This window comes from Cupriavidus sp. SS-3, from assembly GCF_035818815.1.
GTDB classification, from domain to species: domain Bacteria; phylum Pseudomonadota; class Gammaproteobacteria; order Burkholderiales; family Burkholderiaceae; genus Cupriavidus; species Cupriavidus taiwanensis_C.
Genome location: NZ_JAYLVT010000012.1, coordinates 113,708 through 129,347, shown reverse-complemented (window position 1 = coordinate 129,347; position 15,640 = coordinate 113,708). Strand labels below are relative to the sequence as shown.

Below are 15,640 nucleotides of genomic sequence, written 5' to 3'. Positions count from 1 at the left end.
GACCGCTGGCGCGGCCGCCGAGCCCCCGGGGCGGATCCGGCGGGGATCAAGCGGGACCGACCCCGCATCCCCTATAATTCCGGGTTGTTCGCCCATCCCCCCGCCTGTTGCCGGCCCGATCCATGCCGGAGCAGGACATCCGGGCACGCTTTGCTCCCCATTTCCTGGCGGCCGGCCCCTGAAAGAGCCGGACTCGCCACAAACAATCGGCCATGAAAGCCATTGAAATCCACGACGTTCGCAAGCGCTACCGCAACCTGCAGGCGCTCAAGGGCGTCAGCTTCACCGTCGAACGCGGCGAATTCTTCGGCCTGCTCGGGCCCAACGGCGCCGGCAAGACCACGCTGATCTCGATCCTCGCCGGCCTGAACCGGGCCGATTCCGGCCGCGTCAGTGTGCTGGGGCACGATGTCGTCGCCGATTACCGGATGGCGCGGCGTATGCTGGGCGTGGTGCCGCAGGAGCTGGTGTTCGATCCGTTCTTCACGGTGCGCGAGACGCTGCGGCTGCAGTCAGGCTATTTCGGCCTGACCCGCAACGACGACTGGATCGACGAAATCATGGCCAACCTGGACCTGACCGGGAAAGCCGATGCCAATATGCGCCAGCTGTCCGGCGGCATGAAGCGGCGCGTGCTGGTGGCGCAGGCGCTGGTGCACCGCCCGCCGGTGATCGTGCTCGACGAGCCCACTGCCGGCGTCGATGTTGAGTTGCGGCAAACGCTGTGGAAGTTCATCTCGCGCCTGAACCGCGAAGGGCACACCATCATCCTGACCACGCATTACCTCGAAGAGGCCGAGGCCCTGTGCGACCGCATCGCCATGCTCAAGTTCGGCGAAGTGGTGGCGCTGGACCGCACCAGCAACCTGCTGACGCAATTTGCCGGCCTGCAGCTGGTGCTGACCTTTGCGCGCGGCGGCCTGCCGCCGTCGCTGGAGCCGCTGCGCATGCCGGCCAACCCCGGCGAGCGCGCGGTGCGGCTGCGGCTGTCGGGCTACCAGGCGGTGGAGCCGATCCTGGCCGCCTGCCGCGAAGCGGGGTGTGAGATCGAAGACATGGAAATCAACAAGGCCGACCTCGAGGACGTATTCGTGCAGATCATGCGCCGCGAAGGGCATATGCCCGGCGCGCTGCCCGACCCGGCGATGGAGGCCGCGGCATGAAGCAGCCTGGCGACATCGAAATCCTGGACGACACCCGCCTCGGCCCGATGGCCGTCGGCGGCCTGGTGGGCTTCCGCACGCTGCTGTACAAGGAAGTGCTGCGCTTCTGGAAGGTGAGCTTCCAGACCGTGGCCGCGCCGGTCCTGACCGCGGTGCTGTACCTGCTGATCTTCGGCCATGTGCTGGAAGACCGGGTCAAGGTCTACGACCAGATCAGCTACACCGCCTTCCTGGTGCCGGGGCTGGTGATGATGAGCGTGCTGCAGAACGCGTTCGCCAACAGTTCTTCATCACTGATCCAGTCGAAGATCACCGGCAACCTGGTGTTCGTGCTGCTGCCGCCGCTGTCGCACTGGGAGATGTTCGGTGCCTACGTGGTGGCCTCGGTGATCCGCGGGCTGACCGTCGGGCTGGGCGTGCTGCTGGTGACGGCGTGGTTCGCCAACCTCCATTTCGCCAACGTCGGCTGGATCCTGGTGTTCGCGCTGCTGGGCGCGGGCATCCTGGGCACGCTCGGCCTGATCGCCGGCATCTGGGCCGAGAAGTTCGACCAGCTGGCCGCGTTCCAGAACTTCCTGATCATGCCGGCGACCTTCCTGTCGGGCGTGTTCTATTCGATCCATTCGCTGCCGGCCTTCTGGCAGGCGGTGTCCCATGCCAATCCGTTCTTCTACATGATCGACGGCTTCCGCTATGGCTTCTTCGGCGTCTCGGACGTATCGCCGCTGTTCAGCCTGGCGGTGGTCGGATCGGCGTTCGTGGTGCTGGCGGCGCTGGCGCTGCGCCTGTTGAAGTCCGGATACAAGCTGCGCCACTGAGCGGCGGCCGGCCCTGTTGAATCAAGCTGAATCACGCTGAAGAGAACCCCATGCTGCCTACACCGGAACAAGTCAGGGACTACATTGCCCAAGGACTGCCCTGCGAACATCTGCAAGTCGAGGGCGATGGCCAGCATTTCTTTGCCACCATCGTCAGCAACGAATTCGAAGGCAAGCGGCTGATCCAGCGCCACCAGCGTGTCTACGCGGCGCTGGGCGATCGCATGCGCGCCGAGATCCATGCGCTGTCGATGAAGACCCTGACGCCCGCGGAGTGGCAGGCGGACGCAGGCAAGTAGAGCATCAAGAACGCACCATGCGCCGCGCGCCTGCGCGGCTCCAGAACAATGATGCCGGGCGCGTGCCCGGAACAAACCATAGAACATGGACAAATTCCAGATTCACGGCAACGGCCCGCTCAAGGGTGAAATCCGCGTCTCGGGCGCCAAGAACGCCGCCCTGCCGATCCTGTGCGCGGGCCTGCTGACGGCCGACACCGTCGCGCTGGACAACGTGCCCAACCTGCAGGACGTGCGCACCACGCTCAAGCTGCTGCGCCTGATGGGGATGCAGGCCGAGTTCGACGGCGCGCGCGTGACCCTGAACGGCGCCGACGTCAATGTGCTCGAGGCTCCGTACGAGCTGGTCAAGACCATGCGCGCCTCGATCCTGGTGCTGGGCCCGCTGGTGGCGCGCTTTGGCGAGGCCCGCGTGTCGCTGCCGGGCGGCTGCGGCATCGGCGCACGGCCGGTCGACCAGCACATCAAGGGCCTGCAGGCGATGGGCGCCGAGATCACCATCGAGCACGGCTTTATCCATGCGCGCGCCAAGCGCCTGAAGGGCGCGCGCGTGGTCACCGACATGATCACCGTGACCGGCACCGAGAACCTGCTGATGGCGGCGACGCTGGCCGAAGGCGAGACCGTGCTGGAAAACGCCGCGCGCGAGCCCGAGGTGACCGACCTGGCCCAGCTTCTGGTGAAGATGGGCGCGAAGATCGACGGCATCGGCACCGACCGCCTGGTGGTGCACGGCGTCGAGCGCCTGCACGGCGCCAGCCACAGCGTCATCGCCGACCGCATCGAGGCCGGCACCTTCCTGTGCGCGGCGGCCGCGACGCTGGGCGACCTGGTGCTGCGCGGCGTGCAGCCCGAGATCCTCGACACCGTGCTCGACAAGCTGCGCGAAGCCGGTGCCAGCCTCGAGACCGGCGCCGACTGGATCCGCCTGGCGATGCCGCACCGCGCCCGCGCGGTAAGCTTCCGCACCTCGGAATACCCCGCCTTCCCGACCGACATGCAGGCCCAGTTCATGGCGCTGAACGCCGTCGCCGAGGGCACCGCGCGCGTGACCGAGACCATCTTCGAAAACCGCTTCATGCACGTGCAGGAGCTGAACCGCCTGGGCGCCGACATCACCGTCGAAGGCAACACCGCGGTGGTCAACGGCGTGCCGCGCCTGTCCGGCGCCAACGTGATGGCGACCGACCTGCGCGCCTCGGCCAGCCTGGTGATCGCCGGTCTGGTGGCCGACGGCGAGACCGTGATCGACCGCATCTACCACCTGGACCGCGGCTACGACCGCATGGAAGACAAGCTGTCGGCAGTGGGCGCGAAGATCCGCCGCATTGCCTGAGCACCAAGGACTGAAGCCCGATGAGCCCCGCTTTCAACGCATCGCCCAACCAGCTGACGCTGGCGCTGTCCAAGGGCCGCATCTTCACCGAGACGCTGCCGCTGCTGGAAGCTGCCGGCATCCGCGTCACCGAGGATCCCGAGACCTCGCGCAAGCTGATCCTGCCGACCTCGGATCCGGCGGTGCGCGTGGTGATCGTGCGCGCCTCGGACGTGCCGACCTACGTGCAGTACGGCGCGGCCGACTTCGGCGTGGCCGGCAAGGACGTGCTGATGGAAAGCGGCATGGCCGGCCTGTACGCGCCGATCGACCTGAACATCGCGCGCTGCCGCATGTCGGTGGCAGTGCCGGCCGGGTTTGACTACGCCAAGGCCGTGCGCCAGGGCGCGCGCCTTGCCGTGGCCACCAAGTACGTGCAGACCGCGCGCGAGCATTTTGCGAAAAAGGGCGTTCACGTCGACCTGATCAAGCTGTACGGTTCGATGGAGCTGGGCCCGCTGGTGGGCCTGTCCGATGCCATCGTCGACCTGGTCAGCACCGGCAGCACGCTGCGCGCCAACAATCTGGTGGAAGTGGAAGAGATCGTGCAGATTTCGTCGCGGCTGGTGGTGAACCAGGCCGCGCTCAAACTCAAGCGCGAGCGGCTGGCACCGATCCTCGACGCCTTCGAACGCGCTTCAGCGGCGCTGGCCTGAGGCCGGGTCGCCGCCTGACAGGAACAGAAGTCATGAACCCAACCGAAATGGAAAGCCTGCCGATCCGCCGGCTCGATTCCAGCGAGCCGGGCTTTGCCGAGGCACTGCGTCAGGTGCTGGCCTTCGAGGCCGGCGAGGATGAGGCCATCGATCGCGCCGCCGCGCAGATCCTGGCCGACGTGAAGTCGCGCGGCGATGCCGCGGTGCTGGAATACACCCGCCGCTTCGACCGCGTCGAAGCGTCGTCGATGGGCGCGCTGGAGGTATCGCAGCAGCAGCTGGAAGCCGCGCTCGAAGACCTCGAGCCCAAGCGCCGCGCCGCGCTGGAGGCGGCGGCCGCGCGCGTGCGCGCCTATCACGAGAAGCAGAAGATCGAATGCGGCAGCCACAGCTGGGAATACACCGAGGCCGACGGCACCATGCTGGGCCAGAAGGTGACGCCGCTGGACCGCGTCGGCATCTACGTGCCGGGCGGCAAGGCCGCTTACCCGTCGTCGGTGCTGATGAATGCGATCCCGGCGCGCGTGGCGGGCGTCAAGGAAATCATCATGGTCGTGCCCACGCCCGGCGGCGTGCGCAATGAACTGGTGCTGGCCGCGGCGCAGATTGCCGGCGTGGATCGCGTGTTCACCATCGGTGGCGCCCAGGCGGTCGGTGCGCTCGCCTACGGCACCGCGATGCTGCCGCAGGTCGACAAGATCGTCGGCCCGGGCAACGCCTACGTTGCCGCGGCCAAGCGCCGCGTGTTCGGCACCGTCGGCATCGACATGATCGCCGGCCCTTCCGAGATCCTGGTGATCTGCGACGGCACCACCGACCCCGACTGGGTGGCGATGGACCTGTTCTCGCAGGCCGAGCACGATGAACTGGCGCAGTCGATCCTGCTGTGCCCGGACGCGGACTATATCGCCCGCGTGGAGGCCAGCATCCAGCGCCAGCTTGGCACCATGCCGCGCCGCGACGTGATTGCCGCCTCCATCTCCGGCCGTGGCGCGCTGGTCAAGGTGCGCGACATGGAAGAGGCCTGCGAGATCGCCAACGCGATCGCGCCGGAACACCTGGAGATCTCGGCCGAGAACCCGCGCCAATGGAGCGAGAAGATCCGCCACGCCGGCGCCATCTTCCTGGGCCGCTATACCAGCGAGTCGCTGGGCGACTACTGCGCCGGCCCCAACCACGTGCTGCCGACCTCGCGCACCGCGCGCTTCTCGTCGCCGCTCGGCGTCTATGACTTCCAGAAGCGCTCGAGCCTGATCGAGGTAAGCGAGGGCGGCGCGCAGATGCTGGGCCAGATCGCCGCCGAACTGGCCTACGGCGAAGGGCTGCAGGCCCACGCCCGCAGCGCGGAATACCGTTTCAAGCGTAGCTGAACCCCTGACCCAACCCACCTGGAGCTTCCATGTCAGCCGTAGAGCCCTCCCTGATCGAACGCATCATCCGTGACGACGTGCGCGCCATGGGCGCCTACCACGTGCCGGATTCGCACGGTCTGGTCAAGCTCGACGCGATGGAAAACCCGTACCGCCTGCCGCCCGCGCTGCGCCAGCAACTGGCCGAGCGCCTGGGCGAGGTGGCGCTGAACCGCTACCCGGTGCCGAGCAGCGAAGCGCTGCGCGCCGCGCTCAAGCGCGTGATGCAGGTGCCGGCCGGCATGGACGTGCTGCTGGGCAACGGCTCGGACGAGCTCATCAGCATGCTGGCGCTGGCCGCGGCCAGGCCGGGCGCGAAGGTAATGGCGCCGGTGCCCGGCTTCGTCATGTACGCGATGTCGGCGCAGTTTGCCGGCCTGCAGTTCGTCGGCGTGCCGCTGCGCGACGACTTCACGCTCGACCGCGCCGCCATGCTGACGGCAATGGCCGCGCAGCAGCCCGCCATCATCTACCTGGCCTACCCGAACAACCCCACCGGCAACCTGTTCGATGCCGCCGACATGGAGGCCATCATCCGCGCCGCGCAGGGCGAGGTCTGCAACAGCCTGGTGGTGGTCGACGAGGCCTACCAGCCGTTCGCCCAGCACAGCTGGATGCCGCGCCTGACCGACTTCGGCAACCTGCTGGTGATGCGCACCGTATCGAAGCTGGGCCTGGCCGGCATCCGCCTGGGCTACCTCGCCGGCGCGCCGGAATGGCTGGCGCAGCTGGACAAGGTGCGCCCGCCCTACAACGTCAACGTGCTGACCGAGGCCGCCGCGCTGTTCGCGCTCGAGCATGTGGCGGTGCTGGACGAACAGGCCGCGCAACTGCGTGCCGAGCGCACGCGCGTGGCCGACGGCATGGCGGCGCAGCCCCGGGTCACCGTGTTCCCCAGCGCCGCCAATTTCCTGCTGGTGCGCGTGCCGGATGCCGCACAGACCTTCGAGCGCCTGCTCGCGCGGAAGGTATTGATCAAGAACGTGAGTAAAATGCACCCGTTGCTGGCCAATTGTCTGCGCGTCACGGTCAGCACGCCCGAAGAAAACGCGCAGTTCCTTGAGGCATTCGCAGCGTCGCTGCAGGATTAACACCATGCGTGTTGCAGAGGTCACCCGCAATACTTCGGAAACGCAGATTCGCGTTTCCCTGAATCTCGACGGCAGCGGCCGCCAGAAACTGGCGTCGGGCGTGCCGTTCCTCGACCACATGCTGGACCAGATCGCCCGGCATGGCATGTTCGACCTGGAGGTCGAAGCCACCGGCGACACGCATATCGACGACCACCATACGGTCGAAGACGTGGGCATCACGCTCGGGCAGGCGGTGGCCAGGGCCATCGGCGACAAGAAGGGCATCACCCGTTACGGGCACAGCTACGTGCCGCTGGATGAATGCCTGTCGCGCGTGGTGATCGATTTCTCCGGCCGCCCGGGCCTGGAGTTCCATGTTCCCTTCACGCGTGCGCGCGTGGGCAGCTTCGACGTGGACCTGACCATCGAGTTCTTCCGCGGCTTCGTCAACCATGCGGGCGTCACCCTGCATATCGACAACCTGCGCGGCATCAACGCCCATCACCAGTGCGAAACCGTGTTCAAGGCCTTTGGCCGGGCACTGCGCATGGCGGTGGAACTCGATCCGCGCGCGGCCAACACGATCCCGTCGACCAAGGGTACGCTCTGAGCATCCTGAATCCGTAGGCGTGCCGGCTGGTTGCGGCGCCCGCCCACCTCTCTAGCCAATACGGCCAGCGCTGCTGGCAACCGCAACCGATGGATACGCTCAAGTCGTTTATCTCGCTGCTGGCGCTGATCAACCCGATCGGGGCGATCCCGTTCTTCATCAGCCTGACCAGCCTGCAGACCGAAGCGGAAAAGCTGCGTACCATCAAGATCGCATCGATCTCGGTGGCGATCGTGGTGGCGGTGTCCGCGCTGCTGGGCCAGCAGATCATCGAGTTCTTCAATATCTCGGTGGCATCGCTGCAGGTGGGCGGCGGGCTCATCATGATCATGATGGCCATGAACATGCTGAATGCGCAAACCAGCCGCACCAAGGCCACCCCGGAAGAAGAGGACGAGGCCGAGGTAAAGTCCAGCATTGCGGTGGTGCCGCTGGCGCTGCCGCTGCTGACCGGGCCGGGTTCGATCAGCACGGTGATCGTCTATGCCGGCAAGACCCAGCACTGGTACCAGCTGCTCATCCTGGTCGGCATCGGTGCGCTGCTGGGCTCGGTGGTGTACCTGGTATTCCGCGCGGCGGACCCGATCGCCCGGGTGATCGGGCGCACCGGCATCAATATCGGCACGCGCCTGATGGGCTTGATCCTGTCGGCGCTGGCCGTTGAATTCATCGTGGACGGGCTGAAGACATTGTTGCCTGTTTTGAAATCATGACTACCATAGCAATTGTGGATTACGGCATGGGCAACCTGCGCTCGGTGGCGCAGGCGCTGCGCGCCGCGGCACCGGAAGCCGATGTCCGGGTGGTGGATGCGCCCGAAGGCATCCGCTCGGCGGACCGCGTGGTGCTGCCGGGCCAGGGCGCGATGCCCGACTGCATGTCGGCGCTGGGCGCGTCCGGGCTGCAGCAAGCGGTGGTCGAGGCCGCCGCGAGCAAGCCGATGCTGGGCGTGTGCGTGGGCGAGCAGATGCTGTTCGAATTCAGCACTGAAAGCCGCGCCGGCACGGATCGCACCCCGGCGCTGGGGCTGATGCCAGGGCAGGTCGTACGGTTTGCGCTGGATGGCATGACGCAACCCGACGGCTCGCGCTTCAAGGTGCCGCAGATGGGCTGGAACCGGGTGCGCCAGGCCAGGCCGCACCCGCTGTGGGACGGTATCCCGGACGACAGCTGGTTCTATTTCGTCCACAGCTACTATGTGCAGGCGCAGGATCCGGCCCATATTGCCGGCGAAACGGAATACGGAGTCGTGTTTACCAGCGCGGTAGCGCGCGATAATATTTTCGCGACGCAGTTCCACCCCGAGAAAAGCGCGGCCATGGGCCTGCAGCTGTACCGGAACTTCGTCCACTGGAATCCCTGAAGCGCAGCTTGCCGATTCGCGATTCGCTTGTTTTCGCTTGTTGACCCGATGCTCGACCGCTGACCGACCCGGCACCTGACCCGTATCCGATCGACTATCGACCCGACCTGACCGGCATGCGCCGGTCTCGCTCAATCTCACTCACTCAACCACGCTCGTCACGCATATGTTGCTCATTCCGGCCATCGACCTGAAGGACGGTCAGTGTGTACGCCTCAAACAAGGCGACATGGACCAGGCCACCGTCTTTTCCGAAGATCCCGCCGCCATGGCACGCCACTGGGTGGAGCAGGGCGCCCGCCGCCTGCACCTGGTGGACCTGAACGGCGCGTTCGTGGGCAAGCCCCGCAACGAGGCCGCCATCAAGGCCATCATCGCCGAGGTCGGCGACGAGATCCCGGTGCAGCTGGGCGGCGGCATCCGCGACCTCAACACCATCGAGCGCTGGCTGGACGACGGGCTCTCGTACGTCATCATCGGCACCGCGGCGGTGAAGAACCCCGGCTTCCTGAAAGACGCCTGCTCGGCCTTCGGCGGCCATATCATCGTCGGGCTCGATGCCAAGGACGGCAAGGTCGCCACCGACGGCTGGAGCAAGCTGACCGGCCACGAGGTGGCGGACCTGGCGCGCAAGTACGAAGACTACGGCGTCGAGGCCATCATCTATACCGACATCGGCCGCGACGGCATGCTGCAGGGGATCAATATCGATGCCACCGTCAAGCTGGCGCAGTCGATGTCGATCCCGGTGATCGCCAGCGGCGGGCTGTCCAACCTGGCCGATATCGACAACCTGTGCGCGGTGGAGGGCGAGGGCGTGGAAGGGGTCATCTGCGGCCGCGCGATCTACTCCGGCGACCTCAACTTTGCCGACGCGCAGGCGCGCGCCGACAAGTTGCGCAACGGGCAATAAGGCAACGGCGCCGCGGGGCGCGGCCGCCCGGCCGCTGCCGGCACGGCAGCGGTGGCGGACAAGGAATCTCATGCTAGCCAAACGTATCATCCCCTGCCTGGACGTGACCAACGGGCGGGTGGTCAAGGGCGTCAACTTTGTCGAGCTGCGCGACGCGGGCGATCCCGTCGAAATCGCCCGCCGCTATGACGAGCAGGGCGCCGACGAAATCACATTCCTGGACATCACCGCGACCAGCGACGGGCGCGACCTGATGCTGCATATCATCGAGGACGTCGCCTCGCAGGTATTCATCCCGCTGACGGTGGGCGGCGGCGTGCGCACCGTCGAAGACGTGCGCCGGCTGCTCAATGCCGGCGCCGACAAGATCAGCGTCAATTCGTCGGCGATCGCCAACCCGCAACTGGTGTCGGACGCCACCGCGCGCTATGGCTCGCAGTGCATCGTGGTGGCGATCGACGCCAAGCGCAGCTCCGCCCCGGGCGAAGCGCCGCGTTGGGAAGTCTTTACCCACGGCGGGCGCAAGGCAACCGGGCTGGACGCGGTGCAATGGGCGCGTGAGATGGCGACCCGCGGCGCCGGCGAAATCCTGCTCACCAGCATGGACCGAGACGGCACCAAGAGCGGCTTCGACCTGGAGCTGACCCGCGCGGTCAGCGATGCGGTGCCCGTGCCGGTGATCGCCTCGGGCGGCGTCGGCGGCCTGCAGGACCTGGCCGACGGCATAACCAAGGGCCGCGCCGACGCGGTGCTGGCCGCCAGCATCTTCCACTACGGCCAGCATACCGTGGGCGAAGCCAAGGCATTCATGGCCCGCGAGGGCATACCCGTGCGGATCTGATCATGCCGAAGAAGTGGCTCAACAAGGTGAAATGGGACGACAACGGCCTGGTGCCGGTGATCGTGCAGGAAGTCGGCTCGAACGACGTGCTGATGTTCGCGTTCATGAACCGCGAGGCGCTGCTGCGCACCGTGGAGCTCGGCGAGGCCGTGTTCTGGTCGCGCTCGCGCAAGCGCCTGTGGCACAAGGGCGAAGAGTCGGGCCACGTGCAGAAGGTGCACGAGATCCGTCTGGACTGCGATGAAGACGTGGTGCTGCTGAAGGTGACGCAAATCGACAGCATCGCCTGCCATACCGGGCGCCATTCCTGCTTCTTCCAGAAATTCGAGGGCGATGCGGACGCCGGCGACTGGCAGACGGTCGAGCCGGTGCTGAAGGACCCTGCCCAGATCTACACCAAGCCATGAGCGACAACGCACTCAGCAGCAACGATGTCCTGGCGCGCCTGGCCGAGGTGCTGGAATCGCGCAAGCCCGCCAACGGCGGCGACCCCGACAAGTCCTACGTGGCGCGCCTTTTTAGCAAGGGCGACGACGCCATCCTGAAGAAGATCGGCGAGGAAGCCACCGAGACCGTGATGGCCGCCAAGGATGCGCGCGCCGCCGGTGAAAGCGGCGCCGCGGCCGGCAAGGTAGTCTATGAAGTGGCCGACCTGTGGTTCCACAGCATGGTGCTGCTGGCAAACTTCGGCCTGACGCCGGCGGATGTGGTCAACGAGCTGGCGCGGCGCGAAGGGCTGTCCGGCCTGGAAGAGAAGGCCCGGCGCAAGGACTAGCCGGCGCGGGTGCCGGCCGGTCTCCCGCCTGCCGCAGGCAGGCTTCCAACCGAGGGCGAATATGGCGAACGACTACACCGGGCAGGTCACTACTCCCAGCGGCGAACAGCTTGGCAGCCTGCGCAAGCTGCTGCACATCCTTTACGCGCTGTATGCCATCTTCTGGCTCACCGGCGGCATCACCGCGCTGATCGCCATCGTGATCGGCTATGTCAAGCGCGATGACGCGCGCGGCTCGCTGTATGCCTCGCACTTCGCCTGGCAGATCCGCTCGTTCTGGTGGTCGGTGGCCTGGGGCGTGCTGGGCGGGGTGCTGTTCGCGACAGTTGTGCTGATGCCGCTGGCCTTTGCCGTCTGGGGCGTGCTGTCGCTGTGGATGCTGTATCGTATCGTCAAGGGCTGGCTGTATCTGAACGACAGCAAGCCGATGTACCCGGATCAGCAATTCTGAGGGTCGGGCAGACCGATGCACGAGGTGGTCACCGGCGTCGTGGCCGTCGCAATGAAATTTTCATGAACGCTCAGGATAATTGCATCTTCTGCAAGATCGTGGCCGGCCAGCTGCCGTCGAACAAAGTCTATGAAGACGACGACATGCTGGCTTTCCACGATATCCATCCCAAGGCCCCGGTACACTTGCTGGTCATTCCCAAGGCACATGTCGACTCGCTGGCCGATTGCGGCGCCGGCGAAGGAGAGGTGCTTGCTAGAATGATGCTGAAGGTGCCAGAACTGGCGCGCGCGGCCGGCTGTTCCAACGGCTTCCGGACGGTGATCAACACCGGCCCGGACGGCGGACAGGAGGTCTACCACCTGCACCTGCATGTGCTCGGTGGACCGCGCCACGCCTGGAAGGGACCGCTGCCCTGACCGGGCAGCCTTGGCAGGGGAGTGTCCGCGGCGGCAACGCCCGGGCAGAAGCTGTGCCGGCAACCGTCGCCCGGCGCGGCCATCACGGGACGGAACAACGGGTCCGGGCATCTATGATTGCGCCCGCGGCTGCATCAGGAGCAAGAGATGGGTTCGTTTAGCATTTGGCACTGGCTGATCGTGCTGGTGATCGTCATGCTGGTATTCGGCACCAAGAAGCTGCGCAATATCGGCCAGGACCTGGGCGGCGCGGTCAAGGGCTTCAAGGACGGCATGAAGGACGGCGAGGACAAGGGCGCCCAGCCGGGCGCGTCCAAGGAACTGCGCGATTCCACCACCATCGACGTCGACGCCAAGGAAAAGTCCCGCCAGCAATAAGCCGGCGGTGTGCCCTCCCTTCCACGCAAACCTCGCTGCGCGTGTCGTTGCACGCCTGCGCTATTCCGCATGTTGTCCGCATGATGTGTCCGCATGATTGATCTCGGCATTTCCAAGCTGGCGCTGATCGGCGCCGTGGCACTGATCGTGATCGGTCCCGAACGGCTGCCCAAGGTCGCGCGCACGGTAGGCGCGCTGGTGGGCCGTGCGCAGCGCTACATCAACGACGTCAAGGCCGAAGTCAGCCGCGAGGTGGAACTGGAAGAACTGCGCAAGATGCGCACGGAATTCGAGGACGCCGCGCGCGATGTCGAGCGCACCATCCATAAGGAAGTCAGCGAGCAGACCCAGGCGCTCAACGAAGCGCTGGGCGGCGCCGAAACCGGCGCAGCCAGCGGCGCCGGCGGCAGCAGCGACGCCGGTGGCGGCTTCGTGCCCAGCTGGGACGCGGCGCACAAGGCGCACAACGGGCGCAAGAGCTGGCGTGTCAAGCAGGGCGCGCGGCCGTTGTGGTTCAAGCGCCAGCACAATGTCCGCGTCTGGGTGCAGTCCGGCGCGGCGCGCGTCAAGCGGCACCGGCCGGTGAGCCGGCCCTCCCGGTCCTTCTTCGAATAAGCATGGCGCGCGGCGAACTCCTGCCGGCCGCCGTGGCCGCTGTCGTTGTGTCCGCCTCCCCACGCCGCCACGTTGCGGTTTCATCGATCCACTTGCCAGCCCTCGCGGCTGAGCGGTTCACGCCATGAGCGACACCCGGTCCTCCGATCCCCAAGACCCGCAAGACGAGTCGCAGCAGGAAACCTTCATCTCCCACCTGATCGAGTTGCGCCAGCGACTGGTCAAGGCGGTGGCCGGCATCATCCTGGTGTTCGTCTCGCTGGTCTACTGGGCGCCGGTCATCTTCAACCTGTTCTCCGCGCCGCTGATGGAATCGCTGCCCAAGGGCGGCAAGATGATCGTCACGGACGTGACCGGCTCGTTCTTCGTGCCGATGAAGGTGACCTTGCTGGTGGCATTCCTGATCGCGCTGCCATGGGTGCTGTACCAGGTCTGGCAGTTTGTCGCGCCCGGCCTGTACCAGCATGAGAAGCGCCTGATCCTGCCGCTGGTTTCGAGCAGTTATTTCCTGTTCCTGTGCGGCGTGGCGTTTGCGTATTTTCTGGTGTTCCCCACGGTGTTCCATTTCATGGCGCACTACAACGCGCCGCTGGGGGCGGAGATGTCCACCGACATCGACAAATACCTCAGCTTCGCCATGACCACGTTCCTGGCCTTCGGCATTACCTTCGAAGTGCCGGTGGTGGTGATCGTGCTGGTGCGGTTCGGCGTGGTCGAACTGGAAAAGCTCAAGCAGATCCGCCCCTATGTGATCGTCGGGGCCTTCATCATCGCCGCCATCGTCACGCCGCCGGACGTGCTGTCGCAACTGCTGCTGGCGGTTCCTCTCGTGGCCCTCTATGAACTTGGCCTGATCCTGGCCCGTTTCATCGGCCGCCCGGCAGCCGAGGAGGCCACTTCCGCAGAAACGCAGCCGGACGAATCGCGCTGAGGCAGGCTTTTTCGCCGGCTGTGTTGTTCGTTTGCACCAAAATGGGGATTTTTGCCCGCATTCCTGTTGCTCTCCGACAACAAAAACCGCCGGTAAGCATGGTTTACGCCGAAAAAGCCTTCTGACGGCCGGGGGGGCTGGCACATAATACGCAGCAGACGTGAATGTAAATGCGTCGCCCAAGCACTTGGGCAACCAAGATTTCCCAATCAGTTGACAAGGAAAGTGTCGATATGAAGATGAAACTGTTTGCTGCTGCCGTCGCCGCTCTGGCCGCTGGTGGCGCGTATGCCCAGTCGAGCGTGACCCTGTACGGCGTGGCTGACGTCGGCCTCGAATACGTCAGCAAGGCCAACGCTGCCGGCGACGATCTGTTCCGCATGTCGTCGGGTAACCAGTCCGGTTCGCGCTGGGGCCTGCGTGGCGTGGAAGACCTGGGTGGCGGTCTGAAGGGCGTGTTCGTCCTGGAAAGCGGCTTCGACCTGGATGACGGTCGTTCGGCCCAAGGCGGTCGTCTGTTCGGTCGTCAAGCCTACGTCGGTCTGCAAAGCAACTTCGGTTCGCTGCTGCTGGGCCGTCAACAGACCGCCTTCTACGACTTCGGTCTGATCTATGACCCGATGGCCATCTCGTCGCGCTACGGTATCCTGGCTCAGGACGCCGCTTTCGCTTCGCGCGCTGACAACACCGTCAAGTACATCGGCAAGTTCGGTGGCCTGACCGCTTCGGCCTTCTACAGCTTCAACAACAACGGCCAGGAAACCGCCGGCGCCTTCCGCCGCGGCCAAGAGTACGGCGCCATGCTGAACTACGCAGCTGGCCCGTTCTCGGTTGGTGCTGCGTATGACGAAGTGCACGGCACGACCACCGGTCCCGCCACTGCTCCGGTCGACGCAAGCGGTCAACGTATCCGCCGCGCCACCGTTGGTGCCAACTACGCCTTCGGCCCGGCCAAGGTGTACGCTGGCTACCGTTGGGCCAAGGCTGCTGACGGCGCCGCCCTGCCGGGCCAAGTCGCGACTGCCGCTAACCCGCTGGGCATCAACGGTACCTCCAACCTGTACTGGCTGGGTCTGGGCTACCAGCTGACCCCGGCGTTCTCGCTGTCGGGCGCTGCTTACTACCAAGACTTCCGCAAGACCGACGCCGATCCGTGGCAATTCGTCGTGACCGCCGACTACGCGCTGTCGAAGCGTACCGACGTGTACACCTCGCTGTCGTACGCTCTGAACGACAACGGTTCGCTGCTGGGCGTGAACGGCTTCAACACCGTCCAAGCTGGCAAGGACCAGTTCGGTGCTGTGGTCGGCCTGCGCCACAAGTTCTAATCTGACGCGGGCCTCCGCCCGCTGACGGTTGACTTGAAAAACGCCGGCATCCGCAAGGATGCCGGCGTTTTCTTTTGCGCAATCCAAGGCGAGGCAATCGATAGAATGGCTGGCGCCTTGTACTGCGTCCGCTTGCCGTCAGACCGTGCGAATTCCCATTGGGACGGGCCGGTCTGCATTTGCCCATTCAAACCACGCGGATAGTGGCGGCCAGGCAAGGCAC

Annotated in this window: 20 protein-coding genes; all 20 read left to right on the top strand. The window is 65.7% G+C overall.

All coding sequences use genetic code 11. The features are described 5' to 3' along the window. The first annotated feature begins 212 nt into the window (after positions 1–212). The 20 genes from U9J39_RS19365 (at position 213) to U9J39_RS19270 (ending at position 15,417) form a co-directional block, all read left to right on the top strand. Positions 213–1,163 (top strand): ABC transporter ATP-binding protein, encoded by a 951-nt coding sequence (locus tag U9J39_RS19365; protein WP_116313184.1) that lies wholly within the window; start codon positions 213–215, stop codon positions 1,161–1,163. After that, entirely contained in the window at positions 1,160–1,981 is an 822-nt protein-coding gene (locus U9J39_RS19360) for an ABC transporter permease (protein ID WP_111521342.1), read from the top strand. The genes U9J39_RS19365 and U9J39_RS19360 overlap by 4 nt, the downstream gene beginning before the upstream one ends. A 50-nt stretch (positions 1,982–2,031) precedes the next feature. Then, on the top strand, positions 2,032–2,280 hold the full coding sequence (locus U9J39_RS19355; protein WP_018004929.1) for a BolA family protein: 249 nt from the start codon (positions 2,032–2,034) through the stop codon (positions 2,278–2,280). Between the two features lie 85 nt (positions 2,281–2,365). After that, positions 2,366–3,616 (top strand): UDP-N-acetylglucosamine 1-carboxyvinyltransferase, encoded by a 1,251-nt coding sequence (gene murA, locus U9J39_RS19350; RefSeq protein WP_115711093.1) that lies wholly within the window; start codon positions 2,366–2,368, stop codon positions 3,614–3,616. A gap of 20 nt (positions 3,617–3,636) precedes the next feature. Continuing rightward, positions 3,637–4,311, top strand: a complete 675-nt coding sequence (hisG, locus tag U9J39_RS19345) for an ATP phosphoribosyltransferase (protein WP_062801929.1) — start codon at positions 3,637–3,639, stop codon at positions 4,309–4,311. 32 nt (positions 4,312–4,343) lie between these two features. After that, entirely contained in the window at positions 4,344–5,681 is a 1,338-nt protein-coding gene (hisD, locus tag U9J39_RS19340; protein ID WP_116313183.1) for a histidinol dehydrogenase, read from the top strand. A gap of 29 nt (positions 5,682–5,710) precedes the next feature. Next, the gene (hisC, locus tag U9J39_RS19335; RefSeq protein WP_116313182.1) at positions 5,711–6,811 is read left to right on the top strand and encodes a histidinol-phosphate transaminase; all 1,101 of its coding nucleotides are present in this window, start codon (positions 5,711–5,713) and stop codon (positions 6,809–6,811) included. A gap of 4 nt (positions 6,812–6,815) precedes the next feature. After that, positions 6,816–7,403, top strand: coding sequence for an imidazoleglycerol-phosphate dehydratase HisB (hisB, locus tag U9J39_RS19330; RefSeq protein ID WP_010812330.1), 588 nt, complete (start codon positions 6,816–6,818; stop codon positions 7,401–7,403). An 89-nt stretch (positions 7,404–7,492) separates the two neighbouring features. Next, positions 7,493–8,116 carry a YchE family NAAT transporter gene (locus tag U9J39_RS19325; RefSeq protein WP_115681300.1) on the top strand — a complete coding sequence of 208 codons (624 nt, stop codon included), beginning with the start codon at positions 7,493–7,495 and terminating at the stop codon, positions 8,114–8,116. Beyond that, positions 8,113–8,766 (top strand): imidazole glycerol phosphate synthase subunit HisH, encoded by a 654-nt coding sequence (gene hisH, locus U9J39_RS19320; protein ID WP_172581761.1) that lies wholly within the window; start codon positions 8,113–8,115, stop codon positions 8,764–8,766. The genes U9J39_RS19325 and hisH overlap by 4 nt, the downstream gene beginning before the upstream one ends. Before the next feature lie 166 nt (positions 8,767–8,932). Next, positions 8,933–9,679: a 1-(5-phosphoribosyl)-5-[(5-phosphoribosylamino)methylideneamino]imidazole-4-carboxamide isomerase gene (hisA, locus tag U9J39_RS19315; RefSeq protein ID WP_092317507.1), complete on the top strand. Its 747-nt coding sequence runs from the start codon at positions 8,933–8,935 to the stop codon at positions 9,677–9,679. Between the two features lie 70 nt (positions 9,680–9,749). Further along, positions 9,750–10,520, top strand: a complete 771-nt coding sequence (hisF, locus tag U9J39_RS19310) for an imidazole glycerol phosphate synthase subunit HisF (RefSeq protein WP_115711087.1) — start codon at positions 9,750–9,752, stop codon at positions 10,518–10,520. Positions 10,521–10,522: 2 nt separating this feature from the next. Then, positions 10,523–10,927, top strand: coding sequence for a phosphoribosyl-AMP cyclohydrolase (gene hisI, locus U9J39_RS19305; RefSeq protein ID WP_092317504.1), 405 nt, complete (start codon positions 10,523–10,525; stop codon positions 10,925–10,927). Next, complete coding sequence (locus U9J39_RS19300) at positions 10,924–11,295, top strand: phosphoribosyl-ATP diphosphatase (protein WP_012354084.1); 372 nt, start codon at positions 10,924–10,926, stop codon at positions 11,293–11,295. The genes hisI and U9J39_RS19300 overlap by 4 nt, the downstream gene beginning before the upstream one ends. Positions 11,296–11,356: 61 nt before the next feature. Next, positions 11,357–11,746 carry a DUF4870 family protein gene (locus tag U9J39_RS19295; protein ID WP_326347795.1) on the top strand — a complete coding sequence of 130 codons (390 nt, stop codon included), beginning with the start codon at positions 11,357–11,359 and terminating at the stop codon, positions 11,744–11,746. A 62-nt stretch (positions 11,747–11,808) separates the two neighbouring features. Beyond that, positions 11,809–12,165: a histidine triad nucleotide-binding protein gene (locus U9J39_RS19290; RefSeq protein WP_018004940.1), complete on the top strand. Its 357-nt coding sequence runs from the start codon at positions 11,809–11,811 to the stop codon at positions 12,163–12,165. A 147-nt stretch (positions 12,166–12,312) separates the two neighbouring features. Further along, the gene (gene tatA, locus U9J39_RS19285) at positions 12,313–12,543 is read left to right on the top strand and encodes a Sec-independent protein translocase subunit TatA (RefSeq protein ID WP_018004941.1); all 231 of its coding nucleotides are present in this window, start codon (positions 12,313–12,315) and stop codon (positions 12,541–12,543) included. Positions 12,544–12,636: 93 nt separating this feature from the next. Beyond that, positions 12,637–13,158 (top strand): Sec-independent protein translocase protein TatB, encoded by a 522-nt coding sequence (gene tatB / locus U9J39_RS19280; RefSeq protein WP_115711086.1) that lies wholly within the window; start codon positions 12,637–12,639, stop codon positions 13,156–13,158. Positions 13,159–13,282: 124 nt separating this feature from the next. Continuing rightward, on the top strand, positions 13,283–14,089 hold the full coding sequence (tatC, locus tag U9J39_RS19275; RefSeq protein ID WP_115681296.1) for a twin-arginine translocase subunit TatC: 807 nt from the start codon (positions 13,283–13,285) through the stop codon (positions 14,087–14,089). A gap of 233 nt (positions 14,090–14,322) precedes the next feature. Next, the gene (locus U9J39_RS19270; protein WP_115711084.1) at positions 14,323–15,417 is read left to right on the top strand and encodes a porin; all 1,095 of its coding nucleotides are present in this window, start codon (positions 14,323–14,325) and stop codon (positions 15,415–15,417) included. Positions 15,418–15,640: the final 223 nt, after the last annotated feature.

Excerpts from the sequence above, each read along its gene's own strand:
- U9J39_RS19365 (WP_116313184.1), top strand. The coding sequence starts at position 213 with ATGAAAGCCATTGAAATCCACGACGTTCGCAAGCGCTACCGCAACCTG.
- U9J39_RS19360 (WP_111521342.1), top strand. The coding sequence starts at position 1,160 with ATGAAGCAGCCTGGCGACATCGAAATCCTGGACGACACCCGCCTCGGC.
- U9J39_RS19355 (WP_018004929.1), top strand. The coding sequence starts at position 2,032 with ATGCTGCCTACACCGGAACAAGTCAGGGACTACATTGCCCAAGGACTG.
- murA (WP_115711093.1), top strand. The coding sequence starts at position 2,366 with ATGGACAAATTCCAGATTCACGGCAACGGCCCGCTCAAGGGTGAAATC.
- hisG (WP_062801929.1), top strand. The coding sequence starts at position 3,637 with ATGAGCCCCGCTTTCAACGCATCGCCCAACCAGCTGACGCTGGCGCTG.
- hisD (WP_116313183.1), top strand. The coding sequence starts at position 4,344 with ATGAACCCAACCGAAATGGAAAGCCTGCCGATCCGCCGGCTCGATTCC.
- hisC (WP_116313182.1), top strand. The coding sequence starts at position 5,711 with ATGTCAGCCGTAGAGCCCTCCCTGATCGAACGCATCATCCGTGACGAC.
- hisB (WP_010812330.1), top strand. The coding sequence starts at position 6,816 with ATGCGTGTTGCAGAGGTCACCCGCAATACTTCGGAAACGCAGATTCGC.
- U9J39_RS19325 (WP_115681300.1), top strand. The coding sequence starts at position 7,493 with ATGGATACGCTCAAGTCGTTTATCTCGCTGCTGGCGCTGATCAACCCG.
- hisH (WP_172581761.1), top strand. The coding sequence starts at position 8,113 with ATGACTACCATAGCAATTGTGGATTACGGCATGGGCAACCTGCGCTCG.
- hisA (WP_092317507.1), top strand. The coding sequence starts at position 8,933 with ATGTTGCTCATTCCGGCCATCGACCTGAAGGACGGTCAGTGTGTACGC.
- hisF (WP_115711087.1), top strand. The coding sequence starts at position 9,750 with ATGCTAGCCAAACGTATCATCCCCTGCCTGGACGTGACCAACGGGCGG.
- hisI (WP_092317504.1), top strand. The coding sequence starts at position 10,523 with ATGCCGAAGAAGTGGCTCAACAAGGTGAAATGGGACGACAACGGCCTG.
- U9J39_RS19300 (WP_012354084.1), top strand. The coding sequence starts at position 10,924 with ATGAGCGACAACGCACTCAGCAGCAACGATGTCCTGGCGCGCCTGGCC.
- U9J39_RS19295 (WP_326347795.1), top strand. The coding sequence starts at position 11,357 with ATGGCGAACGACTACACCGGGCAGGTCACTACTCCCAGCGGCGAACAG.
- U9J39_RS19290 (WP_018004940.1), top strand. The coding sequence starts at position 11,809 with ATGAACGCTCAGGATAATTGCATCTTCTGCAAGATCGTGGCCGGCCAG.
- tatA (WP_018004941.1), top strand. The coding sequence starts at position 12,313 with ATGGGTTCGTTTAGCATTTGGCACTGGCTGATCGTGCTGGTGATCGTC.
- tatB (WP_115711086.1), top strand. The coding sequence starts at position 12,637 with ATGATTGATCTCGGCATTTCCAAGCTGGCGCTGATCGGCGCCGTGGCA.
- tatC (WP_115681296.1), top strand. The coding sequence starts at position 13,283 with ATGAGCGACACCCGGTCCTCCGATCCCCAAGACCCGCAAGACGAGTCG.
- U9J39_RS19270 (WP_115711084.1), top strand. The coding sequence starts at position 14,323 with ATGAAGATGAAACTGTTTGCTGCTGCCGTCGCCGCTCTGGCCGCTGGT.